The sequence below is a fragment of the Kitasatospora sp. NPDC096204 genome (assembly GCF_044763205.1).
Taxonomy (GTDB): domain Bacteria; phylum Actinomycetota; class Actinomycetes; order Streptomycetales; family Streptomycetaceae; genus Kitasatospora.
Map to the genome: position 1 here is coordinate 155,612 of NZ_JBIWFT010000015.1, position 23,770 is coordinate 179,381.

The 23,770-nt window shown below is 76.0% G+C and carries 19 protein-coding genes; 8 read left to right on the plus strand and 11 right to left on the minus strand.

Annotated features, from left to right (window positions below; translation table 11 throughout):
* The first annotated feature begins 431 nt into the window (after positions 1 to 431).
* Both ACIQ87_RS18905 and ACIQ87_RS18910 read left to right on the plus strand, forming a co-directional pair.
* Positions 432 to 1,670 (plus strand): phosphotransferase family protein, encoded by a 1,239-nt coding sequence (locus tag ACIQ87_RS18905; RefSeq protein ID WP_402407753.1) that lies wholly within the window; start codon positions 432 to 434, stop codon positions 1,668 to 1,670.
* 19 nt (positions 1,671 to 1,689) lie between these two features.
* On the plus strand, positions 1,690 to 2,604 hold the full coding sequence (locus ACIQ87_RS18910) for a LysR family transcriptional regulator (RefSeq protein WP_402407756.1): 915 nt from the start codon (positions 1,690 to 1,692) through the stop codon (positions 2,602 to 2,604).
* A 9-nt stretch (positions 2,605 to 2,613) separates the two neighbouring features.
* On the opposite strand, the gene ACIQ87_RS18915 is transcribed toward ACIQ87_RS18910, so the two are convergent.
* The 3 genes from ACIQ87_RS18915 to ACIQ87_RS18925 form a co-directional block, all read right to left on the minus strand.
* Complete coding sequence (locus ACIQ87_RS18915; RefSeq protein ID WP_402407759.1) at positions 2,614 to 3,816, minus strand: MFS transporter; 1,203 nt, start codon at positions 3,814 to 3,816, stop codon at positions 2,614 to 2,616.
* Between the two features lie 148 nt (positions 3,817 to 3,964).
* Positions 3,965 to 4,222, minus strand: a complete 258-nt coding sequence (locus tag ACIQ87_RS18920) for a ferredoxin (protein WP_392878018.1) — start codon at positions 4,220 to 4,222, stop codon at positions 3,965 to 3,967.
* Positions 4,219 to 5,442, minus strand: coding sequence for a cytochrome P450 (locus ACIQ87_RS18925; RefSeq protein WP_402407761.1), 1,224 nt, complete (start codon positions 5,440 to 5,442; stop codon positions 4,219 to 4,221). Before ACIQ87_RS18925 ends, ACIQ87_RS18920 begins: the two co-directional genes overlap by 4 nt.
* 681 nt (positions 5,443 to 6,123) lie before the next feature.
* On the opposite strand from ACIQ87_RS18925, the gene ACIQ87_RS18930 reads away from it, so the two are divergent.
* The 4 genes from ACIQ87_RS18930 (at position 6,124) to gndA (ending at position 10,060) form a co-directional block, all read left to right on the plus strand.
* Positions 6,124 to 7,209: an S-(hydroxymethyl)mycothiol dehydrogenase gene (locus tag ACIQ87_RS18930; RefSeq protein WP_402407764.1), complete on the plus strand. Its 1,086-nt coding sequence runs from the start codon at positions 6,124 to 6,126 to the stop codon at positions 7,207 to 7,209.
* Positions 7,206 to 7,847: an MBL fold metallo-hydrolase gene (locus ACIQ87_RS18935; protein WP_402407765.1), complete on the plus strand. Its 642-nt coding sequence runs from the start codon at positions 7,206 to 7,208 to the stop codon at positions 7,845 to 7,847. Before ACIQ87_RS18930 ends, ACIQ87_RS18935 begins: the two co-directional genes overlap by 4 nt.
* 88 nt (positions 7,848 to 7,935) lie before the next feature.
* A complete protein-coding gene (locus tag ACIQ87_RS18940; RefSeq protein ID WP_402407768.1) occupies positions 7,936 to 8,337 on the plus strand; it encodes a pyridoxamine 5'-phosphate oxidase family protein in 402 nt (133 codons plus the stop codon).
* A 283-nt stretch (positions 8,338 to 8,620) separates the two neighbouring features.
* Entirely contained in the window at positions 8,621 to 10,060 is a 1,440-nt protein-coding gene (gene gndA / locus ACIQ87_RS18945) for an NADP-dependent phosphogluconate dehydrogenase (protein WP_402407771.1), read from the plus strand.
* A gap of 28 nt (positions 10,061 to 10,088) precedes the next feature.
* Here gndA and ACIQ87_RS18950 read toward each other — a convergent pair whose 3' ends face one another.
* From ACIQ87_RS18950 to ACIQ87_RS18980, 7 genes are all read right to left on the minus strand, one after another.
* Positions 10,089 to 11,192, minus strand: coding sequence for an NAD(+)/NADH kinase (locus ACIQ87_RS18950; protein WP_402407773.1), 1,104 nt, complete (start codon positions 11,190 to 11,192; stop codon positions 10,089 to 10,091).
* Positions 11,193 to 11,356: 164 nt separating this feature from the next.
* Positions 11,357 to 12,682 (minus strand): MFS transporter, encoded by a 1,326-nt coding sequence (locus tag ACIQ87_RS18955; protein ID WP_402407775.1) that lies wholly within the window; start codon positions 12,680 to 12,682, stop codon positions 11,357 to 11,359.
* A gap of 242 nt (positions 12,683 to 12,924) precedes the next feature.
* Positions 12,925 to 13,662 carry a class I SAM-dependent methyltransferase gene (locus ACIQ87_RS18960; protein WP_402407778.1) on the minus strand — a complete coding sequence of 246 codons (738 nt, stop codon included), beginning with the start codon at positions 13,660 to 13,662 and terminating at the stop codon, positions 12,925 to 12,927.
* Between the two features lie 246 nt (positions 13,663 to 13,908).
* The gene (locus ACIQ87_RS18965) at positions 13,909 to 15,111 is read right to left on the minus strand and encodes an MFS transporter (RefSeq protein WP_402407780.1); all 1,203 of its coding nucleotides are present in this window, start codon (positions 15,109 to 15,111) and stop codon (positions 13,909 to 13,911) included.
* A gap of 138 nt (positions 15,112 to 15,249) precedes the next feature.
* The gene (locus ACIQ87_RS18970) at positions 15,250 to 15,489 is read right to left on the minus strand and encodes a hypothetical protein (protein ID WP_402407783.1); all 240 of its coding nucleotides are present in this window, start codon (positions 15,487 to 15,489) and stop codon (positions 15,250 to 15,252) included.
* 185 nt (positions 15,490 to 15,674) lie between these two features.
* Positions 15,675 to 17,096, minus strand: coding sequence for a glutamate-cysteine ligase family protein (locus ACIQ87_RS18975; protein ID WP_402407786.1), 1,422 nt, complete (start codon positions 17,094 to 17,096; stop codon positions 15,675 to 15,677).
* On the minus strand, positions 17,093 to 18,625 hold the full coding sequence (locus tag ACIQ87_RS18980) for a flavin monoamine oxidase family protein (protein ID WP_402407789.1): 1,533 nt from the start codon (positions 18,623 to 18,625) through the stop codon (positions 17,093 to 17,095). Before ACIQ87_RS18980 ends, ACIQ87_RS18975 begins: the two co-directional genes overlap by 4 nt.
* A gap of 546 nt (positions 18,626 to 19,171) precedes the next feature.
* Between ACIQ87_RS18980 and ACIQ87_RS18985 the strand changes: the two genes are divergently transcribed.
* Positions 19,172 to 19,570, plus strand: a complete 399-nt coding sequence (locus ACIQ87_RS18985) for a hypothetical protein (protein WP_402407792.1) — start codon at positions 19,172 to 19,174, stop codon at positions 19,568 to 19,570.
* Positions 19,571 to 19,870: 300 nt separating this feature from the next.
* Entirely contained in the window at positions 19,871 to 20,503 is a 633-nt protein-coding gene (locus ACIQ87_RS18990; protein ID WP_402407861.1) for a sigma-70 family RNA polymerase sigma factor, read from the plus strand.
* 91 nt (positions 20,504 to 20,594) lie between these two features.
* On the opposite strand, the gene ACIQ87_RS18995 is transcribed toward ACIQ87_RS18990, so the two are convergent.
* Positions 20,595 to 23,561 carry a BTAD domain-containing putative transcriptional regulator gene (locus tag ACIQ87_RS18995; protein ID WP_402407795.1) on the minus strand — a complete coding sequence of 989 codons (2,967 nt, stop codon included), beginning with the start codon at positions 23,559 to 23,561 and terminating at the stop codon, positions 20,595 to 20,597.
* Positions 23,562 to 23,770 lie beyond the last annotated feature (209 nt).

Here is a 23,770-nt window from a genome sequence, read left to right on the forward strand (position 1 = left end):
TCGGCCCGGGCCGGCTCCGGGCGGGGCCGGTGGGCCGCCGTGCCCGGGGCGGAGAAGGCCACCGCGTGAAAGAAGTCCGCGTGCTCGACCCCGCGCTCAGGCAAGCGCTCCGTCAGTTCCGTTCGGTGCGGTCACACAAGCCCGACAGCGGTGACCCGGGCAGCCTCGCCGAGTGGCGGGAGGCGATGGCCGAGGCCCTCGACGGGTTGGCCGTCCGGCTTCTGTTCGCGTCCGACCGGGAGCAGGCGGCGGCAGCGGCGGAACGCGAGCGGGCCCGGGCGGCGATCCTCCGGTCGGTGCGGTCGGTGCGGTCGGTGCGGTCGGTGCGGTCGGTGCGGTCGGTGCGGTCGGTGCGGTCGGTGCGGCCGGTGCGGCCGGTGCGGCCGGAAAACCGTTGGCGTCGGCCCGACCCCGTCGGCGAAGCTGCTCCGATGCAGCGAGCGAGCAACCGGACCGTGACGGTCGATCTCACCTACGGCGACGAGTACTTCGGCCAGTTGGGCCCCTTCGAGGTGGAGCCCGGCTGGTGGTCCTCCGTGGACGAGGTGGTCGCGCGGGCGACGGAGGCGGTCGGCGTACCGGTGCTGGTGGCGCGGCTGGTCGACGGGCGGAGCGAGGACCAGGGCCACGGCGGGCGGGTGCGCTACCACGCCGAGGCGCTCGAGCGGCCGAAGGCGCTCGACTCCCGCCCCCAGGAAGCCGGGACGGCCGCGCTGCTCGGGCCTGCCGAACGCCGCGCCGCCTGGGCCACGCCCGCGGGGCTGCGGGCGGCACTGGCCTGGGCGCGGACGGAGCTGGCCGCCGTCGGCCGCGCACCGGCCGCGCCCGCGCGGCAGATCCGGACCTGGAACCTCTCCGGGCTCTTCCGCCTCCCCACCGCCGGTGGCGTCGACGCCTGGCTGAAGACCACGACGCCCGCCTTCAACGCCGACGAGGCCCGGGTCATCGCGCTGTTCGGCAGCGTCGACCGCGCGCTCGTGCCGACCGTCCTCGCCGCCCACGCCTCCGGTGGGCGGCTGCTGCTCGACCACGTCCCCGGCGAGGACTGCTGGAGCCCGTCCGCCGGGACGGTCGCCGACGTCGTCCCCCGGCTGGTCGCCGCCCAGGCCGCGCTCGCCGACCGCCCGGGCGACCTGGCCGGCCTGCGCGACCGCACCCCCCGCGTCCTGGCCGCCCAGCTGACGGCCCTGCTGGACCGGCTCGCCGAGGAGACCGACCTGACGCCCGCGGAACTTGACGCCCTGGCCGGCTTCGCCGCCGGCCTTCCCGGCCTGCTGGACCGGCTCGCCGACTGCGGCCTGCCCGAGACCCTGCTGCACGGCGACTTCCACCCCGGCAACTGGCGCTCCGACGGCACCCGCACGGTGGTCGTCGACTACGCGGACTCCTGCCTCGGCCACCCCGCCCTGGACGGGCTGCGCCCCCGCGCCTACCTCGGCGAGGAGGCCTGGCAGCACCACGCCCGGGTCTGGACGGAGGCCTGGCTGCGCCACGCCCCCGGCTCCGACCCGCGACGCGCCCTCGAACTCGCCGAGCCGCTCTACCACCTGTCCTACGCCCTGCGCTACCAGGAGTTCCTGGACCACATCGAGCCGAGCGAACGCCCGTACCACGAGGGAGATCCGGCCGCCGAGCTGCGCGCCGTCCTGGCCTGCGGAGCGGCCGGGTAGCCGGACGTAGACTGCCGAGGTGGAACGACCGCCCTCGGCCCTCGCAGCCTCCGCCGTCCTGCCCGAGCTGCCGCTGCAGGAGCTGGAGTGCTTCTCCGTCCTCGTCCACCAGCTGCACTTCGGGCGGACGGCGGAGCTCCTCGGCGTCTCGCAGGGGCGGGTCTCCCAGCTGATCAAGCGCCTGGAGAGCCGGATCGGCGCCCCGGTGTTCCGACGGACCAGCCGCCGGGTCGAGTTGACCGAGCTGGGGCGGGCGCTGGCCGAGCAGGTGGTGCCCGCCTTCGAACGGCTCAGGGACGGCTACGACGCCGCCCGGGCCGGGGCCGCGACGGCGAGGCCGCTGCGGCTGGGCTTCCAGTGCGCGGTGTACGAGCCCGTCGCCCGGGTGGTCGCGAGCCTGCCGGAGGGCGCCGCGCACCTGGTCGAACTGCCGTGGGCGGACCCGTTCTCGCACCTCGCCCGGGGCGAGGTCGACCTGGCGATCGTGCTCGCCCCGTGCCGGGAGCCGGGGCTCGAGGTGCTGATGGAGTTCTCCCGGCAGCCGGTGTACGTGGCGGTCTCCGCCGCGCGGAGCCCCGGCGGGGCGGACGGGGTGAGCGCCGCCGAGCTGGCCGCCATGCCGCTGATCGAGCCGCGCGGCCCGGCGCCCGAGTACTGGCGGCTGGCGAACGCGCCCCGGCGGACGCCGGACGGGCGGGAGTTGGCCTACTCGGCGGGTGCGGCCACCCTCCAGGCGGGCCTGTCGATGGTGGCCGGTACCCGCCAGGGCCTGCTGCTCTGTGAGCGCAGCACGACGTACGTCCGGCGGCCGGACATCCGTTTCCTGCCGGTGCCCGAGCTGGAGCCGACCGCGCTGCAGGTGGTCCAGCACGAGCGGCGCCCGCACCGGCTGGCGGCCGGGTTCGTCGAGCTGCTGGCCGGGCACGTCGACTGAGCCGCCGGGCTACCGCCCGCTCGGCCCGCCGTGGTGCGGCCGGGAGAGCAGGGTGAGCAGCAGCCCGGCGGCCGCCAGCGCGGCCGCGGTGAGCAGCACGGCGTGGGTCCCGGCCCGGTCGACGACGAGGCCGCCGGCGAAGGAGCCGAGCGCGATGCTCGCGTTGAACACGCCCGCCCAGACCGCCGCGGAGGCCTCGATCCGGGCCGGGTCGGCGATCCGGACCCAGGTCTGGGTGGAGACCGACACCCCGCCGTACGAGGCGCCCCAGACGACCAGGACGAGCAGTACGGTGACGACGCCGGTGGCGTAGGCGAGCAGGGCGGCGGCCACCGTGACGCCGGCGAGCGCGAGGGTGACGGCGGTCTTCGGGCGGCGCCCGGACAGCGGGCCGAGGGTGAAGTTCCCGGCGACGCCCGCGAGTCCGTACACCAGCAGGCAGGCGGCGATCGCGCCGCTGCTCAGGCCCGCGTCGGCTTCGAGGACCGGGCGGACGTAGGTGTAGCCGGCGAAGTGGCCGAGCACGACGAAGGCGGTGATCGCGGTCCCGGCGGCGACGCCCCGGTGGCGCAGGGCGCCGGCCGGCCCGCCGAGCCGTCCGCGCTCGGGTACGGGCAGCGCGGGCAGGGTGGCGGCGAGCACGGCGGCGGAGGCGGCACCGAGCAGGGCGAGCGCCCAGAACGCGGCGCGCCAGTCGAGGAGTGCGGCCAGGTAGGTGCCCAGCGGGACGCCGAGGACCGAGGCGATGGAGACGCCGGAGAAGATCAGTGTCATGGCGAGCGCGATGCGCGGCCCGTCGGCGAGGCGCGGGCCGAGGCTCGCGGCGAGGCCCCAGACGATGCCCATGGCGGCGCCGAGCAGGACGCGGCCCGCGGCCAGCACCGCGAAGTTCGGCGCCATCGCCGTCACCGCGTCGGCCAGGCCGAGCAACAGCATGAAGACGACCAGGACGGTGCGGCGGTCGCGCGGCCCGACGAGCAGTGGCGCGAAGGGGGAGAGGACGGCGGCGATCAGGCCGGTGATGGTGAGGGAGAGGCCGGTGACGCCGTCGGTGACCCCGAGGCTGTGGGACATCGGGGTGAGCAGGCCGACCGGCATCATCTCGGAGGACACCACGGTGAAGGTGGCGAGCGCGACGGCGAGGACCGGGGACCAGCGGTGCGGGGCGGTCGGTGAACCGGCCGGTGGGGCCAGGGTTTCGGCGTTTGTCATGCGGCCAGCTCACCAGCCGGCGGAAGGGCCGAACAAGATCGATGAGCTCATCGACCCATGAGCCGGGCTCATTGATCGCCCCTGCCGGTCGAGGCGTTCCCGGTGGTGCCCGCCGCGGTTCGTCGCGGCGGGCACCACCGGGGCGGACTCACTCCGCGGGGGCGATCCGGTAGCCGCCGCGGGCCGAGTGGAGGCTGAGCGCCTCGACCGGGCAGTAGTCCACCGCCTCGCTCAGCCCGTCGGTCAACTCCGCGCCGCCGTCGGCGTACGCGGCCAGCGGCGCGGCCAGCCCGTCGGCGCCGAGGACCAGCGAGTCGGGGGCGCTGAGGGCGCACATCCCGGAGCCGATGCAGCGGTCCCGGTCGACCCGGACGACCACCGGCTCGGTGTCCGCGCGGCCCGTCACCAGGCCACCTGCAGCGAGTTCGGGCTGCGGGTGAGCAGGCCGCGCCGCCAGTCGATCCGCTCGACCGGGTCGGCCAGCCGCAGGGCGGGCAGCCGGCGGGCCAGCCGGTGGAGGGCCAGCTCCAGCTCCATCCGGGCCAGCCAGGCGCCCAGGCAGTGGTGCGGTCCGGCGCCGAAGGTGAGCGTGGGGCCGGCCAGCGGGGAGAACAGCTCGGTGTGCAGGTCCCCGGCGAACACCTCCGGGTCGTGGTTGGCGGCGGCCGGGTCGGCGGCGACCACGCTGCCGGCCGGGATGACCACGCCGCCGATCTCGACGTCCTCGACGGCGCGGCGCAGCAGTCCGGGCATCTGCTCCTTGCGGTCGCCGAGCGGGACGGCGCGCAGCAGCTGCTCGGTCGCGACGGTGGCGCCGGCCTCGTCGGAGGCGAGCCGCTGCCAGGCCTCACGGTCGTCCTGGAGCAGGTAGACCAGGGCGTTGCCGAGGCTGGTCATGGTGGTCTCGTGCCCGGCCACGACCAGGCCGATGACCAGCAGGACCAGCTGGCCCTCGGTGATCGATCCGTCGTCGGCGGCGGCCGCGAGCAGGCCGCTGACCAGGTCGTCGCCGGGGGCGGCCCGGCGCTCGGCGATCACTTCGGCGCCGAAGGCGGCGAACTCGGTCATCGCCGTGACGATCTCCTCGGCGCTGTAGGCGGTGGCGGAGAGCGCGTGGTCGCTCCAGTGTGCGAGCCGCTTGCCGTCCAGGTGGTCCAGGCCCATCAGCCGGCTGATCACCGCGACCGGCAGCGGGCGGGAGTAGGCGGCGATGATGTCGGCGGGGGAGCCGTGGTCGATCAGCTCGTCGATCAGCGACTCGACCACCGAGGCCACCCAGGGCCGCCAGCGTTCGATGGCGCGCGGGGTGAAGGCGCGCTGCACGGTGCGGCGCAGCCGCTGGTGCTCGGTGCCGTCGATGTTCAGCATGCCGTCGGGGTCGTCCAGGATGTTGGGCGTGACCGTGATCGGCGGGGCGTCCGGCGCGTAGAGCGGGGCGCGGCCCAGCCGCGGGTCGGTCAGCACCTGGCGCACGTCGGCGTGTCGGCTGACCAGCCAGACCGGCGTGCCGGTGGGCAGCGCGGCGAGGCGGGGCGGGCCGGGTTCGAGCAGGCGGATGCAGTGCAGCGGGGGGAGCGGGGGGAGCGGGGCGGGGCCGGCGCTGGTCGCACTGTTCTCGGTGGACATCCGTACTCCAGACTCCAGGGTGGTGGGCCGCGGAACGCGACCCGACGGAGGGTGAATCCGGGGATGGTGCGGGGCGGGGGACGGGTGATGCGGCCGGCTGGCGGCTCGACACGGGCCGGGTTCGGTCGGGCTCCTGCGGAGGGGGTGGCGCGAAATGTGCGGGCGCACACGGTCGGTGCGCACCCGGCGCGGTCGGCTCGCGGTCGCGCGCCGACGGGTGGTGCGGGTGTGCTGAGCGTGATCGCGTGGACCGTCTCAGCTACGACCGTACGTGGGCGGCGGTCGCCCGTCTGCGGCACTTCCAGCCAACGCCGGTGCTTTCCGGGCACTTCGAGGGGGGCTGACAGGCGCTCAGTGCCACTTGCGCGCCCCCGTCGCCTCCGCCGCGCCGGGTTGTCGCCGGGCCCTCGGCGGATACCCGGCGGGCACATGCCGACTGAGCGTGCGTGAGCCGTCGGGGCGGCGCCGGGAGTGCCGGGAGTGCCGGGCCGTCGAACGGTGTCGAAGCCGCCGTCGACACGTTCGGTGAGCCGTATCACACGGCGTCACACCGGATCGCCCCGGGCGCTCCGCAGGAGGTCGGCCGGGTGGGCGATACGCTTCGTGGGCAGTTCGTCTTGCAGTCTTTTGTCGCAGGTCACGCCGGTGCAGAGTCGCACCGGCCGACGGAGGTGGAATCGGATGCCCCAGCAGGTCAAGGCAGTCATCGCGCGCGCCAAGGGCGCTCCCGTGGAGGTGACCACGATCGTGGTGCCGGACCCTGGCCCGGGCGAGGCGGTGGTCCGGATCCAGGCGTGCGGCGTCTGCCACACCGACCTCCACTACCGGGAGGGCGGCATCAACGACGAGTTCCCGTTCCTGCTCGGCCACGAGGCTGCGGGCATCGTGGAGTCGGTCGGCGAGGGCGTCACCGAGGTCGAGCCCGGTGACTTCGTGGTCCTCAACTGGCGCGCGGTGTGCGGCCAGTGCCGCGCGTGCAGGCGGGGCCGCCCGCAGTACTGCTTCGACACCCACAACGCCAAGCAGAAGATGACGCTGCTGGACGGCACCGAGCTGTCCCCGGCGCTGGGCATCGGCGCGTTCGCCGAGAAGACCCTGGTCGCGGCCGGCCAGTGCACCAAGGTGGACCCGGCCGCCGAGCCGGCCGTCGCCGGCCTGCTGGGCTGCGGCGTGATGGCGGGCCTCGGCGCCGCGATCAACACCGGCAACGTCGGCCGGGGCGACTCGGTCGCGGTGATCGGCTGCGGCGGCGTCGGCGGCGCGGCCGTGATGGGCTCCCGGCTGGCGGGCGCGGCGAAGATCATCGCCGTGGACATCGACGACCGCAAGCTGGAGACCGCCCGCAAGCTGGGCGCCACCCACACCGTCAACTCCCGCACCACCGACCCGGTCGAGGCGATCCGCGAGCTGACCGGCGGCAACGGCGCGGACGTCGTGGTCGAGGCGGTCGGCCGGCCGGAGACCTACAAGCAGGCCTTCTACGCCCGCGACCTGGCCGGCACCGTCGTCCTGGTCGGCGTGCCGACCCCGGAGATGACGCTGGAGCTGCCGCTGCTCGACGTCTTCGGCCGCGGCGGCGCGCTGAAGTCCTCCTGGTACGGCGACTGCCTGCCCTCGCGGGACTTCCCGATGCTGATCGACCTCTACCTCCAGGGCCGCCTGGACCTCGGCGCCTTCGTCACCGAGACCATCGAGCTCGACAAGGTGGAGCAGGCCTTCGAGCGCATGCACCAGGGCGACGTCCTCCGCTCGGTGGTGGTCCTGTGAGCGAGAGCGGCACGGCGCGCATCGACCGGCTGGTGACCGCCGGGACCTTCGAACTCGACGGCGGCAGCTGGGAGGTGGAGAACAACGTCTGGATCGTCGGGAACGACGAGGAGGCGGTGGTGATCGACGCCGCCCACGACGCCGAGGCCATCGAGGCCGCGCTCGGCGGGCGCCGGCTGCTGGCGATCGTCTCCACCCACGCGCACAACGACCACATCGACGCGGCCCCGGCCCTCGCCGCCCGCACCGGTGCGCCGATCCTGCTGCACCCCGACGACCTGCCGCTGTGGAAGCTCACCCACCCCGAGCGGCTGCCGGACGGCGAACTGGCCGACGGCCAGCGGATCGAGGTGGCCGGCACCGAGCTGACGGTGCTGCACACCCCGGGCCACGCGCCGGGCGCGGTCTGCCTGTACGCGCCCGGGCTGGGCACCGTCTTCACCGGCGACACCCTGTTCCAGGGCGGCCCCGGCGCCACCGGCCGGTCGTTCTCGCACTTCCCGACGATCGTCGACTCGATCCGCGAGCGGCTGCTGACGCTCCCGGCCGAGACCGTGGTGCGCACCGGCCACGGCGACCCGACGACCATCGGAGCCGAGGCCCCGGCCCTGCCGGAGTGGATCGCGCGCGGCCACTGACGGATCGCGCGGGCACGCCCGTACGGCCTGTACCGCCCGTACGGCCCCCGCGGAACGCGCGTTCCGCGGGGGCCGTACCATCGCGACCATGGCCCACGACCCGCGCGACCTCGACGAATCCTTCCTCGCCTTCTGGCGGGAGCGGCACATCTCCACGCTGACCACCACCCGCGCGGACGGCACGCCGCACGTGGTGCCGGTCGGTGTGACGTACCAGCCGGAGACGGGGACCGCCCGGGTGATCACCAGCCGCACCAGCCGCAAGGCCCGCAACGTCGCCGAGGCCGGGCCCGAGGGCCTGCGGGTCGCGGTCTGCCAGGTGGACCGGGCCCGCTGGTCGACCCTGGAGGGCGTGGCGGTGGTCCGCGACGAGCCCGAGCAGGTCGCCGAGGCGGAGCGCCGTTACGCCGAGCGCTACCGGGAGCCGCGGGTCAACCCGGACCGGGTGGTCATCGAGATCGCCGTCGACCGCGTCCTCGGCCGGGCCTGAGGAAGCCCGCCCCCAGGAGCGGCCGTTCCCGGGAACGACCGCTCCCGAGAACGCTCGTTCCCGCTTCCGGAACGAGCGTTCCGCGCGGATCCGGCCGATCCCGGCGGCACCTGAACGGGCCAGCTCCCCGCGCGGGTGCCGGGCCCCGCCGGTGAGCATGAAGACCGCCAGCCCCGGGCGCCCGGTGCCGTGCGCGCAGCGCGCCGGCGGGTGGAAACGGCCGGCAGGCCGCGGCGCGGCCCGCCGGCCGGCCGGGGAACCCCCGAGGAAGGAAGCACCCGCCATGGAGGCATCCGCACAGATCGGCGTGACGGGGCTTGCGGTGATGGGCCGCAACCTGGCCCGGAACTTCGCCCGCAACGGCTACACGGTCGCGGTGCACAACCGGACCGCGGGGCGGACCAAAGCGCTGATCGAGGAGTTCGGCCACGAGGGCGCGTTCGTCCCGGCGCACTCGCCGCAGGAGCTGGTGGCCGCGCTGGAGCGGCCCCGCCGGTTGCTGATCATGGTGAAGGCCGGTCAGCCCACCGACGAGGTGATCGAGGAGTTCGCCCCGCTGCTGGAGGCGGGCGACATGATCATCGACGGTGGCAACGCGCACTTCGCCGACACCCGCCGCCGGGAGCGGGCGCTGCGCGAGCGCGGCATCCACTTCGTCGGCAGCGGCGTCTCCGGCGGGGAGGAGGGCGCGCTGCACGGCCCGTCGGTCATGCCCGGCGGCTCCGCCGAGTCCTACGCCGTCCTCGGCCCGATGCTGGAGAAGATCAGCGCCCACGTGGACGGCGGCCCGTGCTGCACCCACATCGGCACCGACGGGGCCGGCCACTTCGTGAAGATGGTGCACAACGGCATCGAGTACGCCGACATGCAGCTCATCGCCGAGGCCTACCACCTGCTGCGGGAGGTCGGCGGCTACGCCCCCGCCGAGATCGCCGAGATCTTCCGGAACTGGAACAAGGGCCGGCTCGACTCCTACCTGATCGAGATCACCGCCGAGGTCCTCGCCCACACCGACGCCGCCACCGGCAGGCCCTTCGTCGACATCGTCCAGGACGCGGCCGAGCAGAAGGGCACCGGGCGCTGGACCGTCCAGACCGCCCTCGACCTCGGCTCCCCGGTCACCGCCATCGCCCAGGCCACCTTCGCCCGGGTCGCCTCCGCCCGGTCCGAGCTGCGCGCGGCCTACCGGTCGCTGCCCGGCGGCACCCGCCAGGAGCTGCGCCCGCACGAGGCCGAGCGCTTCACCCGGGACGTCGAGCAGGCCCTCTACGCGTCGAAGGTCATCGCCTACGACCAGGGCTGGACCATGATCCGCGACGGCGCGGCCGAGTACGGCTGGGACATCGACCTGGGCGCGGTGGCGCGGATCTGGCGCGGCGGCTGCATCATCCGGGCCGCCTTCCTCGACCGGATCCGCGCCGCCCACGCCGCCGACCCCGACCTGGTCAGCCTGCTCGCCGAGGAACAGTTCGCGGCGGAGGTCTCCGACGCCCAGGCGGCCTGGCGCACCGTGGTGGCCGGCGCGGCGCAGCACGGCATCCCCGTACCGGCGTTCTCCGCCGCGCTCGCCTCCTACGACACCCTGCGCGGCGAGCACCTGCCGGCCGCCCTGATCCAGGGGCAGCGCGACTTCTTCGGCGCCCACACGTACCGCCGCACGGACCGTCCGGGCAGCTTCCACACCCGCTGGGCCGAGCCCGGCCGCCCCGAGGTGACCGCGTAGGCGCGGCCCGCTCCCCGCGGCGGGCGGGTCAGGCCCCGCCGTCGGCCGGGCGCACCACGGACGGGAGGTTCCTGCCCTCCTGCAGTGTGGGCAGGTTGAGGTGGTCCAGGTCGTGCGGCGGTGGAGCGGTCAGCGGCCAGGCCGACGGCACCTCGCCGTCGGTGGCGGCGGCGGGCGCGTCGGTCAACCGCAGCCGCCGGCGCAGGCGGCCGTAGAAGTCGGTCGGCCCCAGCCGGACCGCCCGCAGCCGGGTCGGCGCGGCGTAGACGCCGATCCAGTCACCGGGGTCCAGCACGCCGCGGAGCTGGCCGTCCACGCTGACCGCCGCGCTGCCCGAGTGCGGCAGCAGGCGCATGGCGATCGGCTCGTCCGGCGCGGCGAGGACCGAGCGCTCGAACACCATGTGCGCCGCGACGGGGGTGAAGACGAGCACCTCCGCCCGGGGCGAGACCACCGGCCCGCCCGCGGCGAAGCTGTACGCGGTCGAACCCGTCGGGGTCGCCACCAGCAGCGCGTCGCCCGCGTAGGAGGCGAGCAGCCGCCCGGCGAAGTAGACCGCGGCGGCGACCCGGCCGTCCCGGGCGAACTTCTCCACGACGACCTCGTTCAGCCCGAGCAGGTCGAGCGCCACCCCCCAGCCCCCGCCGACCTCGCAGTCCGGGCGCACCTGTGGCGGGGGCAGGGCCGGCCGGCGGCCGTAGAACTGCGCCAGGCCCTCCTCCTCGGGCGGCGACAGCGGTCGGGAGGCCCGCATGGTGAGCAGCATCCGCTCCTCGACCGTGGTGCGGGACTCCTGGACGGCGTCCAGGGCCTGGAGCACGTCCCGCGCGGGCACCTCGGTGAGGAAGCCGACGTGCCCGAAGTCGATGCCCAGCAGCAGCGAGCCGTTGTGCGCCGCCAGACGCGCGCCGCGCAGAAAGGTTCCGTCGCCGCCCAGCGTGACGATGAGGTCCGGATTCCCGGCGGCGGCCATCTCCGCCCCGGCGCTGCGTCGCCGGTCGCCCGCGTTCCACACGTCGATCTCGGCGCACGGAACGCGGTGGTCGTCGCACCAGGCCCGGACCAGGCCCGAGGCGGCCACGGCCTCGGGCCGCCCCTTGTGCACGACGAGTCCGAGGCGGTGGACCGCCATGGCGTGTCCTCCCGGGCGAGGGGTGGGGTCCTCTCCAGGATGCGCCCGGGCCGGCAGCCCCGGCGACTCGTCCCCGCCCCAGTGGCCCGGGCCGGCCCCGCCGTCGGGTTCCCACGGCCCGGTGCCGTCGGGCCCGCACGACCCGGTACGAAGGGTGACGCGGCTCAGGCCGCCTTCTGCTCCGCCGCCCGCTCGATCCCGGCCAGCATGTCGCGCGGGAACCAGAGGCTGCTCGCGCCCGCCAGTGCGACGGCCGCCGCCCCGACCAGCACCGGCACGATGCCGACCCGGGCGGCGAGCCACCCGCCGACGAAGGCGCCGACCGGCAGGGTGGCGGTCAGCACCGCCTGGAGGAAGGCGTTGACGCGGCCCAACAGGTGCGCGGGGGTGACGAGTTGGCGCCCGGTGGTCATGGCGATCGACCAGACGGTGGCCAGCACTCCGAACAGCAGCTGGTAGAGCACCAGCACCGGGAAGGACAACCCCAGGGAGGCCGCCGGGATGAGGAAGAGGGCGGCCCCCGCGCCGACCGCGCACAGCCGGATGGCCCGGGCCATGCCCAGCGCCCGGGTGACGGAGGCCGCGACCAGCACACCGGTGCCCATGCCGACGGCGTACGCGGCGTAGACCGCGCCGAGCTGCCACGAGGGCAGCAGCAGCTCCCGGTCGGCGTACAGCACGAACAGTCCGGCGCCGGCCCCGCCGCCGAGGTTGAGCCCGGCGGCGGCCAGGGCCTGGCGGCGCAGCAGGGTCTCACGCCGGATGACCGCGAGGCCCTCCCGCAGGGCTTCGAGCCGGGACCGCGCGCCGTGGCCCGCCTCGTGCGCGGGGCGGTTCAGCGAGGCCGGCAGCGCGAGGAAGAGGGCCCCGCCGACGAGGTAGGCGGCGCACTCGACCAGCAGTGCGGGGGCCGGGTCGACCACGCCGATCAGGATGCCGCCGAGCGCCGGCCCGCCGATCAGGCCGATGGTCCTGGCCCCGGTGAGCGAGGAGTTGGCCGGCAGCAGGCGCTCCGCGGGCACCACCCGGGGCAGACAGGACTGCAGCGCGACGCTCTGGGCGGAGCCCAGCGCCCCGGAGGCGGCGGCCGCCGCGAACAGGTGCGGCCAGGTCAGGCCGTCCAGCGCGGCCGCGAGCGGCACGCTGCCGATGGCGGGGACCTGCAGCCAGGACACCGAGACCAGCATCCGGCGCAACCGGGCCCGGTCGACGGCGACGCCGATCAGCGGGCTGAGCAGGACGCCGGGCAGGTAGGTCATCGCCAGCAGCGCGGAGGCGCCCAGCGGGCCGGCGCGCAGGTGGGCGATGGCCAGCAGCGGCAGCGCCAGCGCGGTGACCTGGCGCCCCACCGAGCTGCTCAGCTGCTCCGTGACGAGCAGCAGCAGCGGACGGTGCCGGCGCAGCGGTACGGGTTCCGGGGCCGGGGGCGCTGTCGTGGGCGGGCCGGACTCCGCCGGTACGGACGACCCCTCGGCCGTGGAAGATCCCATGCGGGGAAGCAAAACACGGTGGGGCCGTCCGCCTGCCCGCTTTAGCCGTCCCTACCGCGGGATTGCGCCAATCTCCCGGTGCCCGTGGGGACTTGAGCGGTTCGCCGGGGGCCGGATGCTGACCAGCGGAGATCAGGAACGGCCGGGCCGTCGGCGCGGCCCGTCCGGAGGGTCCGACCGGACACGGAGGATGGCCGAAAGCCGGTGGACCGTCGGGTTCCCGCTCGCCAGGCCCTGCGGGCTCAGGACGGCGCGGAACCGCGCGGCCCGGCGACCAGCCAGTGCGCGGGCAGCTCGATCCGGGCGCCGTCGGGGCCGGACTCCGTGGTGGCCAGCGGCAGTTCACCCGTGGCGAGGACGTCCAGGCCGGCGGCGTGGAACAGCTCGGGGAAGGCCGTGTCGGCGACTCCGGCGGGGGCGAGGCCGTGCGAGAACACCGGGCGCAGCTTCGGGGGCGGTCCGGCCGGCCCGCGGACGAGCTCGGCCAGCACGCCCTTGGCCGCCTCGGCGAGCTCGAACACGAAGGCCCGGCCGCGCGCCCCGAGCAGGATGCGAATGGCTTCGACCACCCCGGGGCGGTCGGCCGGTTCGCTCTGGTGGATCACCCCGCGCACGTACACGTTGGCGTCGCCGAGGCGGTGGTGGAGCTCCCGGACGGCCTCGGTGTCGGTGGCGTCCAACCGGGTGAACTCGGCCCGCCCGGCCGGGTCGCCCCGCCGGGCGAGGTCCAGTGCGGCGGTGGACAGGTCGACCCCGAGGACGACGGGGAAGCGCTCGGCGAGGAAGCGGGTCTGGGTGCCGTTGCCGCAGCCCAGGTCGATGACGGGCAGCGCGGGGTCGGCCAGATGGGGGCGGAACAGCGTGAGGTGGCGTTCGGCGCCGAGGGCCGGCTCCGCGTCCCAGATCACCGAGCCCGGTTCCTCGGGTGCATCACGCCAGAAGCCCTCCCAGGCGCCCAGGTAGCGACTCGTCACGGTCATGGGGGGAACCTCCGGATGTCACGCAAGGTGTCTGGCTCGTGTCTATCGGTACCCGGTGCGGGCGGCAAGCGCGTACGGGCGGCCGGCGGCGTTCGCGCGCGGGTGGCGTACGGCGGGCGCGTACGGCGGCGTGCGGGGCAGTCTGCGGCGCGCTGGTCGCCGCGCGGGCCGGCGCCGGTCAGTGCGGGCCGGTGCGCGGGCCGGCGCCGGTCAGTGCGGATCGGCGCGCGGGCCGGTGCGCGCGCGTCAGCTCGCGGTGCGCGCCTGGCGCAGCAGGTAGAGGCCGGAGACGGCGGCGAGCACGCCCATGCAGGCGGTGAAGACCAGTCCCGCCTGGGCCAGGCCGAGCGGCCCGGTGAGCAGGCCCACCCCGATGACCGGGATCGAGATGCCGAAGTAGGCGACCACGAACAGCGCCGAGAGGGCGCCGCCGCGGTGCTCGGTGGGGGCGGCCGCCGCCACCTCGCCCACCGCCCCGCGCAGGCCCATGCCCTGGCCGGCGCCGCCCACCAGGGCGCTGAGCACCAGCAGGGCGAGGACCTCCCGGGCGAGCGAGCCGGCCAGCATCGCCAGTCCGGCGATCAGCACCAGGCAGCCCAGCGGGATCGCCCGGGCGGTGCCGAGCCGGGGCACCAGGAGCTGGCCGAGGGTGGAGGCGAAGAAGGCCGTGAAGACCACCAGGCCGACCACCGCGCGGTTGTGGACGCCCAGGTCGGTGGCGAGGAAGGCGGGGCTGACGGAGGTGAACAGGCCCAGCAGGGAGAATCCGGCGAAGGCGGCGACCGCGGCCGGCACGAACACCCGGCGGACCTCCGGCGGCAGGCTCGGCCGGTTGGGCCGGGCCGTGCGCAGCGGGCGGGCCCCGGCGACCGTCTCCGGCAGCAGCCGGGTGAGCGCGAAGGAGACCGCGACCAGGCCCAGGTGCACGGCGAACGGCAGCACCAGCGGGTGCGGCGCGTACTGCGAGAGCACGCCCGACAGCAGCGGTCCGCAGCCGAGTCCGCCCATGTTGGCGGCGGTCGCGACGAAGCCCGCCCGGGCCCGGTGCCCGGGCGGGGCGAGCTCCAGCACGTACGCCGTCCCGGTGCCGGTGAACAGGCCCGCCGAGAACCCGGACAGCAGGCGGCCCAGGTAGAGCATGGCCACGCTGTCGGCGGCGATGAAGACCACGGCGCTGGCGGCCGAGCAGACCAGCCCGCAGAGCAGCACGGGCCGGCGCCCGACGGTGTCCGAGACGTTGCCGACCAGCAGCAGCACGCCGATGACGCCGAAGGCGTACACCGCGAACACGACCGTCACCGTCAGCTCGGAGAAGCCGAGCTTCTCCTGGTACAGCCCGTAGAGCGGGGTGGGCAGGGTGGTGCCCGTCATGCAGACGGCGAAAGCGGCGGCGGCGACGAGGTGGCCCACCCGGGCGACACCAGGCCGGGCGGTCCGACGATCGGTCATCCGCCCACCATAGGTGTGGCCCCGGACCGGGGCCGTGCCGCGCGGGGGAGCGCTGCGCCGAATGGCTGTCCGCGTCCGGCGCCCGTCCGGCGCCCGTCCGGTGCCGGGTGGGAAGGCGCGAACGGGCGCCCGGCGGCCTCAGCGGTCCGGGTGCCAGACGGCTTCGAGGGCGGTGGTGCCGTCCGGCCGGGCCACCGGGTACCACCGGGCGCGCGGCCCGGCCGGACGGGCGGACGGGCGGGGCGTGCCGATCGCGCCGAGCACGGTGTTGTCGAGCGGGCTGGCGGCGAGGCGGTCCAGCACCCGGGTGACGGCGCTGCGCAGGCCGTGGCGGCGCACGTCGGGGAGGACGGGATGGAACGCGGCGGGGACGGACATGCGGCTCACCTCCGGGACGACCTGCGGGGCTTGCAGGTGTGATGGGTCCAGCTTCCGCCCGTCCGCGCCCGCCGGGGCCCGGATTGACGCACTGCTGACACTCCGCTGACGACCTGCTGACGCGGAGGCGCCCTTCGACTGGCCCGCCGGCTGGTCCGTCGGCTGCCGGGTGGTCCGCCGGCGCCTCAGACCCGGTACGCGGCGACGTAGCGGGCCGGGTCGCGGCGCAGTTCGCCGTGCCAGCGCTCGCGGCACTGCTCGGCGAAGGTCCGGCCGGTGGCGAGCACCTCCTCCAGTGGGTCCAGGTACCCGAGCACGTGCGGCGGTTCGAGGCCGGCCGCGATCCGGGCGGCGAGGCCGGCCCGGGCCAGCCGCAGCAGTTCGGCGGCCAGCGGGCGGACCGGGTCGCCGCCGAGCCGGGTGGCCAGGCCGAGGGTGGGCAGATCGGCGAGTGCGGCCCGGTGGTCGTGCAGGGTGTACCGGCCGAGCAACTCCCAGGCGGCGTCGCAGGATTCGGGGTGGTAGCTGAGCCCGGCCCAGAGCGCGGGGACGGCGGGGATGAACGGGTACGGCGGGCCGTCCGAGGCGCGCAGCTCCAGGGTGTCGCGGACCCTGGTGTTGGTCCAGAGCTGGTTGAGGTGGGCGGCCCAGTGCGCCGGGGTCGGGCGCGAGCCGTCCGGGTAGCCGTGCCGGAGCAGTTCGGCGAAGGTGCGTTCGGGGGGCGCCGGGTGGTAGCGGCCGTCCGGGGTGCGGTAGTGGATCAGCGGGATGCCGAGCGCCCAGTCGACGACGGACTCGACGGTGACGTCGGGGCGCAGCGCGGGCGGCAGCACTCCGCCCCGGCGCGGGTCCATCCGCTGCCAGGCCCAGCACCGGTGGGACAGCCGCCCGCTGGAGGAACTCCCCTCCTGGAGCGGTGAGTTGACGAGCATCGCGGAGACCACCGGGGCGGCGGCCATCTGCATCCGCAGCTTCCGGGCGAAGTCGGCGGGGGAGAGGTAGTCCAGGGTCACCTGGGTGGACAGCGACAGCGCCATCACGTACCGGGCGCGGCTGCCGGGCTCGCCCAGCCCGGTGAAGTAGTCCCGCATGATGGCGCCCCGGGTCATTGGCACCCACTGCATGTCGGCGAGCCGGTCGAAGGGCAGGTAGGCGCCGGGCAGCAGAGCGAGGCCGAACCGGCCGACCAGTTCGGCGAGTTGCTCCAGCGCGGCGCGCATGTCGTCCACCGCCTTGGCCACCGACGGCGCGGGCGTGGAGGAGTACTCCAGCTGCCCGCCGTGCTCCAGGGTGATCTGGCTGCCGTCCGGGAGCAGCACCCCGGTCAGCCGCCCGGCGTCCTCCTGCGGCTCGCCGCCCCACCGGGCCAGTACGGCCTCCAGGACGGCCAGCACGCCGTTCCGGCCGGCGTAGCGGGCGGCCAGTCCGGTGGCCGGGTCGACCAGGCCGCACTCGACCTCGATGCCGACCAGCTCGCTACGGCCGGGCCGGAAGGGGGCGAGCAGTTCGGCGCGGCCGAGTGCCGGGGCGGGGGCCTGGCCCGGTTCCGGGGCGACCGCGGGGCCGGATGCGGTGCCCGGCGCCGGGCCGGGGTCGGCGACCGTCACACCGCCCCCACCCGGGTGACGACCCGGGGGTGCCCCGCCCGGTCGAGCAGCGCGCCCACCGCGCCCAGGGCGGACTGCGCCGCGCCCTGGCACCACGCGTGGGCGCCGGACAGGTGCTCGCCGGCGAAGAAGACCCGCGGCTGCTCCGCCGGGTACGGGGAGCCGAGCACGCTCAGGTAGCGGCTGTGCTCGCCGGGCGTCAGATGGGCGAACGCGCCGCCGCCCATGCCGCTCTGCACGTCCCAGTTGCAGTGCACGATGTCGTCCACGTCCGCCGTGATGCCCGGGTGGAGCCGTTCCAGGCACTCCAGCACCAGCGCGTCCCGGTCGGCCGGCTCCAGCGCGGCGAAGCGGCGGGCGTTGGCACCCCACAGGTACGCGCCGAGCAGGGCCGTCGGCTCGGCCGAGCGCAGCGGGTCGCGCGCGACCCAGGGCGGGCCGCCGCTGCCGTTGACCCCGTCCTTGCCCTGCACCGCGTTGTCGGAGGGGTACCAGCACTGCTGGATCGGGAGGTCGGTGAAGCTGCCGCCGCCGTGGATGCCGTCCTCCAGCTCCCAGCGGCGGCGGGTGAGGTGCAGGACGGTCTTGATGCTGCTCGCGTAGCTGATGCCGCGGATGGCGTGCCGCTGGGCGTGCGGCAGGCCGGGGGTGACGGTGATCTGGTCGAGCGCGGGCGCCGGGACGCAGCACACCACGTAGTCGACGTCGTCCTCCAGCCGGGCGCCGATCCGCCGGCCGTGGAGCCGGACGCCGTCCGCGGTCAGCGCCAGTTCGTCGACCTGGGTGGAGAGCTGGAGCGTGCCCGGCCGCAGCGACTCGACGAAGGCGTGGATCAGCGCGTCCAGCCCGTCGACCAGCTCGACCTGCCCGCGGTGGAACAGGCCGAAGTAGTCGACCAGCACCTCCAGCAGCGAGGACTGCTCGTAGTGGGCGAGGCCGCTGGCGTGACCGAAGAGGTCCCAGGCGTCCTGCGACAGGTGCTCGTGGACGAACTGCCACAGCGACACCGAGGCCGCCCGCTCCAGCGCCGGGTCGTCCCAGTGGCCCTCCAGGGTGCGGCGCTGCTGCTCCACGGTCAGGGTGCGCCACACCGAGCCGAGCAGGTGGTCCAGCACCGGGGTCGGGGCCTGGCGCTCGGCCGGGCGCAGCTCGTACGCGGGGAACAGCGACGCCACGTCCTGCACCCGGACGCGCCGGCCGCGAAGGTGGTAGTAGGCGCGCGGGTTGGAGTTGACGAACGGGCGGGTCGCCAGCCGGAACCGGGAGACGTAGTGCAGCACGCAGTGGTGGTTGCCGGGGATGCGCATGGCGCCGAGGTCCACGTGGGTGCCGTCCCAGAACCGGTGGGTGCGCACCCGTCCACCCGGCCGGTTCGCCCGTTCGTACACGACGACGTCGAAGCCCCGGCGCTGCAGCTCGTAGGCGCACACCAGCCCGGCGACGCCGGCTCCGACCACGGCCACCCGCCCCCGGGCGCCGGCGACCGGTTGCAGCAGCGAGCGGGGGAACGCAAAGCTCGATTCGAACATCGGCACCGTACCCATCTGAGGCGAGACCCCCCGGGCCCAGCCTTGGCCAGGCTGCCCTCGGATGCCACTTCGCGACGCCGATGCGGGTGACGGGCGGGTGACGGGGCGGGGTGTGGCGGGATGGAGCGGCCGCGGCGGCCCCGTGGGTTCTACCCGAGGTCCGTCCGTCCAATCGCGGGCCTTCGGAAGGGCGTGCTCACCCGGATGCCGCGGCCGGTCGGCGGGGCGCGCCCGCCCGGGCCGGGCCGTGCCGCCGGATCCGGCCGGCCCGTACGGCCGGGAGCACGGCTGAAGGAGTTCTTCCGGTTCACCTGAACCCCTGGCGGCGGAGGGCTCGTTGAGCGGGACGGGGTGTACGGAGCGCCCCCTGTCACTTCGGGAGGGGCCGCATCGGAAAACCCTCCGCTCGACCGGCTACCGATCGGTACCTTCGTTCGGTGGCACCCGGCGCCCGCCGAGTGTCACCGGACACCACCGTGTGCGATCGAGTGCGACCGAGTCGGAAGGAGCGTGAGTCCCGTGAACGGGACGGGGGAGGGACCCGGCATGACCGCGGACGGAGCGGAGGCCCGGGAGTTCATCGCGGCCCTGGTGCGGTCGGGAGCGCCGAGCGTGGCCGGGCCGGCCGCGTTGGCGGTGCCCGAGGCGGCGGCGGGAGAGGTGATCGCGGTCGCCCGGCGGCTGGCGCTGCGGGCGGTGCCGGAGGGCCGGCTGTGGCCGCGGCCCGCGCCGGGGCTGCTGGGCCTGGCGACGGCGCTGGTGGTCGACGAGCACCCGTCGGCACCCCGGTGGTCGGCGGCGGAGCGGCAGCGGCTGGCGACCTGGGTCGCGATGCTGATCGAGCACCGCGGGGAGGACGGGGTGCGGGAGCTGCTCCGGGTGCTCGCCGAGGACCGAGTCGAGGACCGAGCCGAGGACCGAGCCGAGGACCGAGTCGAGGACTGAGCCGAGGACCGAGTCGAGGACGGACCGGCCCGGGCCGGCGGGGCCCCGGCGGAGCCGCGGCTCACGGCCGCTAACGACCGGCCAACGGTCGTCGGCGTCCGCCAACGGCGGCGTCCGCGGCCGGGCCGAGCGCTCCGCGCGGAGGCGTTGGCCGATCCTTGGCGCGGACTTGGCGGCCTCCGGCAGTGTGCTGGTGCAGCCACCGCCGGGAACGCCCGGCCGGTGCCCAGCACGCCTGCCCGTGCTGCGACCTCTGCCCGTGCTGCGCCCCTTGCCCGACCTGAGAGGTAGCGCGTGTCGATGCCGCCCGTCGCCCAGTCAACGTCCGCCACCCCGCCGCCCGGGGGTCCCGCGGACGCGCCGGAAGATGCCGGCGCCCCGGCCCGTCCGACCCTCGACCCCGACACGCTCGCGGAGATCCACCGACTGCACGGCGGCTACCTGCTGCGCTCGCTGCTGCGGGCCACCGGCGGGGACCGGGGCAAGGCCGAGGACATCCTCCAGGAGACCCTGCTGCGTGCCTGGCAGCACCCGGAGGCGCTGGCCGCCGGCCCGGCGGCGAGCCGGCCCTGGCTGTTCACCGTGGCCCGGCGGATCGCGATCGACCACTACCGGATGGCCGCCGCCCGCGCCAAGGAGGTGATCGGCGAGCCGGTGGAGGACCGGCCGCTCGCCGACGACCCGTACGAGCAGGTGGTGGTGGCCCGGGACATCGCGCTGGCGCTGCGCCGGGTGCAGAAGCACCACCGCGAGGTGCTGGTCGAACTGCACCTCGAAGACCGTTCGGTGCTGGAGGCCTCGGCCCGGCTGGGAGTGCCGCCGGGGACGGTCAAGTCCCGCAACTTCTACGCGATCCGGGCGCTGCGCCCGGTGCTGGCGGCGGAGCACGGGTACGCCCCGCCGGAGCACGGGGCCGCCTCGGCCACCGGCTGACCGGGCCGGCGGTGGCCGAGATCCCGGGCCGGCCGGCGGTGGCCGAGGCCCCGGGGCGGCCGGCGGCGGCAGGAGCCCTGGGACGCGCGGCTCAGCCGTGCGCGGGCCGCCGGCCGGCGCGGAGGTCGAGCGACTCCTCCAGACCCGTGGTGAACTCGCTGAGGTAGCCCGCCTGCCGGTCGTGCGCGCGGAAGCGGTCCAGCGCCCTGCGCAGCCGCCCGTCCGCCTCCGGCTCCCGGCCCCGGGCCGTCAGGTGGGCGGCGTAGGCCTGTTCGGTCACCGCGTGCAGGTACAGCAGGCCGGCCTCCTCGCACGCGGCGAGCAGCCGGTGCCAGGAGAGGTCGGCGGCGTCGTCGCGGACGGTCGGCGGGAGAGCCTGGGCCTCGGTCAGCAGCGACCAGAGGTGGACCTGGGTGACGGGCGTGGCGGGCAGCAGCTCCCGGGCCTCGCGGGACCGGCGCTGGGCGCCCTCCCGGTCCCCGACGGCCAGGCTCACCCAGCCCTGGTGCACCTTGGCGTCGACCAGCCGGCGGCGGTCGCCGGTCTCCAGCGCGAGCGCGGTGGCGGAGGCCGCCAGCCGTTCGGCCTCGGCGCAGTGGCCGAGCATCGCGGTGACCAGCGCCAGCGTGGCGAGCGCCCGGACGCGCGCGGACGCGGCGGCGGGCCCGGTCGCGGACTCGGCGGCGGCCACCGCCCTGCGCGCCGCCTCCGCGGACTCCGGCCGGCGTTCCAGCGCGACCAGGGCCTGGGCCCGGGAGGTGAGCAGCAGCGCGACCGCGACCGGGTCGCCGCACCGTTCGGCCGCCGCCTGCCCCAGCCGGGCGCCGGCGAGCCAGTCGGTGAAGCGGCTGGCGCCGTAGTAGAGCGAGCCGCAGGTCAGCGCGAGCCGCCAGGCGCGGGCCGGATCGGTGTCGGGGGACGCGACCAGTGCGGAGATCGCGGGTTCCTCGGCGTCGAACCAGTCGAGTGCGGTGCGGATGTCGACGGCGGCGGGCACGGCCTGCGCCGGACCGGAAGGCGCTCCGGCGGGCGGGGCGGTGTCCTCCTGGCCGGGATCGAGGAAGGAGCCGCAGTGCCGCAGGGCCGTGAGGTAGTGGTCGGCCAGGCGTTCGCGGAGCAGCCGGCGGTGCTGTTCGGGCCGTTCGGCGAGCAGACCGGCGCCGTACAGCCGGACCAGGTCGGTACGGGCGTGGCGGCCCGGGGCGGTGCCGGTGAGCAGGTGGTGGGAGGCCAGTTCGCCGAGCGCCCGGTGGGCGGTGGCGGTGTCGCTGCCGAGCAGCCCGGCGCTCGCCTGGGCGTCCACCTCGCGGCCGGGGTGGGCGGCCAGGGCGGCCAGCAGGTCGGCCGCGGGTTCGGAGAGCCGGCGGTGGGTCAGCCGGAGCCGGCCGGTGACGGAGAGCGTGCCGTCGGCGTCCAGGACGGCCAACCTGGTCCGCTCGTCGGCGAGTTCGGCGACCAGACCGGCGACCGTCCAGTCCGGCCGGGCGGCGAGGCGGGCGGCGGCGATCCGCAGGGCGAGCGGCAGGTGGTCGCAGAGCCCGGCGAGCCGGGCGGCGGCCTCCGGCTCGGCGCGCAGCCGCTCCGGCGTCAGGGCGCGTTCCAGCAGGTGCAGGGCGTCGTCCTCGGGCAGCGCGGCCAGGCGCAGCAGGACGGCCCCCTCCAGGGCGACCAGGCCCTCCAGCGGGCCCCGGCCGGTGACCACGGCGGTGCCGGTCGGTCCCGCGGGCAGCAGGTCGGCGACCTGGTCGGCGTCGGCGGCGTCGTCCAGCAGCACCAGCAGCCGCCGGCCCCTGGTGCGGTCGCGGTAGAGCGCGGCCCGGGCGGCGCGGTCGGCGGGGATGTCCTCCTCCGGCACGCCGAGCGCGCGCAGGAAGTCGGCCAGCACGGCCTCGGGCCGGGCCGGGGCGTCCGGGGCGTTCGGGCTGCCCGCGGCGTTCGGGGAGTCCGCGGCGTTCGGGGAGTCCGCGGCGCCGGGGGTGTGCGGGTCGCTTGGGGTGTTCGGGTCGGCCGGGGTGTGCGGGTCGGCCCGGGCGAGGCCGTGCAGCTCGGCGTGGAGCACACCGTCCGGGAACCGGCCGGCGGCCCGGTGCGCCCAGGCGGTGACCAGCGCGCTCTTGCCGACCCCGGCCGGGCCGACCACCAGCACCGGGCCGTCTCCGGAGCGGTCGGGCCCGCAGGCCCGGTCGAGGCGGGCCAGGTCGGCGAGACGGCCGACGAAGTCCGGGTCACGGCGCGGCAGTCGGCGTGGGACGGGCGGTTCCTGCGGGGCCTGCGGCGCCGGTTCGGCGGCCGGCGGTGCGACGGGTGGCCGCTCCGCCGTACGGTCGTCGGCCAGCACCTCGGCGAGCGCGGCCCGCAGCGCCGGACCGGGGTTGATGCCCAGCTCGTCGGCCAGCCGCACCCGGGCCCGGTGGTAGGCCGTCAGCGCCTCGGCGGGCCGGCCCGCCTGGTGCAGGCAGCGCATCAGCAGCGCCACCAGCTCCTCGCGCAGTCCGTCCACCCGTACGCCCTGTTCCAGCAGTGGCACGGCCGACGCCCCGGTGCCCTGGCCCAGCCGAAGGTCGGCCCAGCGGACCAGCACGGAGGTGCGGGACTGCTCCAGCCGGTCCACCGCGGCGGCGCGCAGGGGGGTGTCGGGCAGGTCGGCCAGCGCCTCGCCGCGCCACAGCCGCAGTGCCTCGTCCAGCAGCGCGACCGCCGCGGTGCGGTTGTCGAGCCAGGTCTGCCGGTCGGCCGCGGCCGCGAGCTCCTCGAAGCGCAGCGCGTCCACCGCACCGACCGGCCCGTCCAGCAGGTAGCCGGAGTCCCGGGTGTGCAGTTCGAACGGGGTGTCGGCGAGCACCTTCCGCAGCGCGGCGACGTGCCCCTGCACGGCCGCCCGCGCGCTCGGCGGCGGCTGCTCGTCCCACAGCATCTCGCACAGCTGCTCCACGGTGACCAGGCGCCCCAACCGCAGCGCCAGCAACGCCAGTACGGCCCGCCGCTGCGCGCCCGCCACGCCGTCGAAGCCGTCCGCCCCGACCCGCAACTCCACCGGCCCGAGCAGCCGAATCCGCACCAGTACCCCCGTTTCACCGCGAACCGCACATCACACCCGAAGCCTCGGGGTGGAGCAGTGTAGTGCGACATGGTGTCCTGTCCGAGCCGGACGGGGATCCCGCCGCAGGCCACCCCCCTGAGGGGATGCCACCGAGGCGCCCGACGGTTGCAGGGGTGCGGACGCCTACGCCCGGTGTCGTACCCGCCGGGTACCGTACGGCCGACGTC

What these genes read in the sequence shown, in the direction of transcription:
- ACIQ87_RS18985 (WP_402407792.1), top strand. Translation starts at nt 19,172, where the DNA reads ATGACCGCGGACGGAGCGGAGGCCCGGGAGTTCATCGCGGCCCTGGTG.
- ACIQ87_RS18965 (WP_402407780.1), bottom strand. Translation starts at nt 15,111, where the DNA reads ATGACCGATCGTCGGACCGCCCGGCCTGGTGTCGCCCGGGTGGGCCAC.
- ACIQ87_RS18915 (WP_402407759.1), bottom strand. Translation starts at nt 3,816, where the DNA reads ATGACAAACGCCGAAACCCTGGCCCCACCGGCCGGTTCACCGACCGCC.
- ACIQ87_RS18960 (WP_402407778.1), bottom strand. Translation starts at nt 13,662, where the DNA reads ATGACCGTGACGAGTCGCTACCTGGGCGCCTGGGAGGGCTTCTGGCGT.
- ACIQ87_RS18955 (WP_402407775.1), bottom strand. Translation starts at nt 12,682, where the DNA reads ATGGGATCTTCCACGGCCGAGGGGTCGTCCGTACCGGCGGAGTCCGGC.
- ACIQ87_RS18940 (WP_402407768.1), top strand. Translation starts at nt 7,936, where the DNA reads ATGGCCCACGACCCGCGCGACCTCGACGAATCCTTCCTCGCCTTCTGG.
- ACIQ87_RS18950 (WP_402407773.1), bottom strand. Translation starts at nt 11,192, where the DNA reads ATGGCGGTCCACCGCCTCGGACTCGTCGTGCACAAGGGGCGGCCCGAG.
- gndA (WP_402407771.1), top strand. Translation starts at nt 8,621, where the DNA reads ATGGAGGCATCCGCACAGATCGGCGTGACGGGGCTTGCGGTGATGGGC.
- ACIQ87_RS18990 (WP_402407861.1), top strand. Translation starts at nt 19,871, where the DNA reads ATGCCGCCCGTCGCCCAGTCAACGTCCGCCACCCCGCCGCCCGGGGGT.
- ACIQ87_RS18980 (WP_402407789.1), bottom strand. Translation starts at nt 18,625, where the DNA reads ATGTTCGAATCGAGCTTTGCGTTCCCCCGCTCGCTGCTGCAACCGGTC.
- ACIQ87_RS18905 (WP_402407753.1), top strand. Translation starts at nt 432, where the DNA reads ATGCAGCGAGCGAGCAACCGGACCGTGACGGTCGATCTCACCTACGGC.
- ACIQ87_RS18930 (WP_402407764.1), top strand. Translation starts at nt 6,124, where the DNA reads ATGCCCCAGCAGGTCAAGGCAGTCATCGCGCGCGCCAAGGGCGCTCCC.
- ACIQ87_RS18970 (WP_402407783.1), bottom strand. Translation starts at nt 15,489, where the DNA reads ATGTCCGTCCCCGCCGCGTTCCATCCCGTCCTCCCCGACGTGCGCCGC.
- ACIQ87_RS18925 (WP_402407761.1), bottom strand. Translation starts at nt 5,442, where the DNA reads ATGTCCACCGAGAACAGTGCGACCAGCGCCGGCCCCGCCCCGCTCCCC.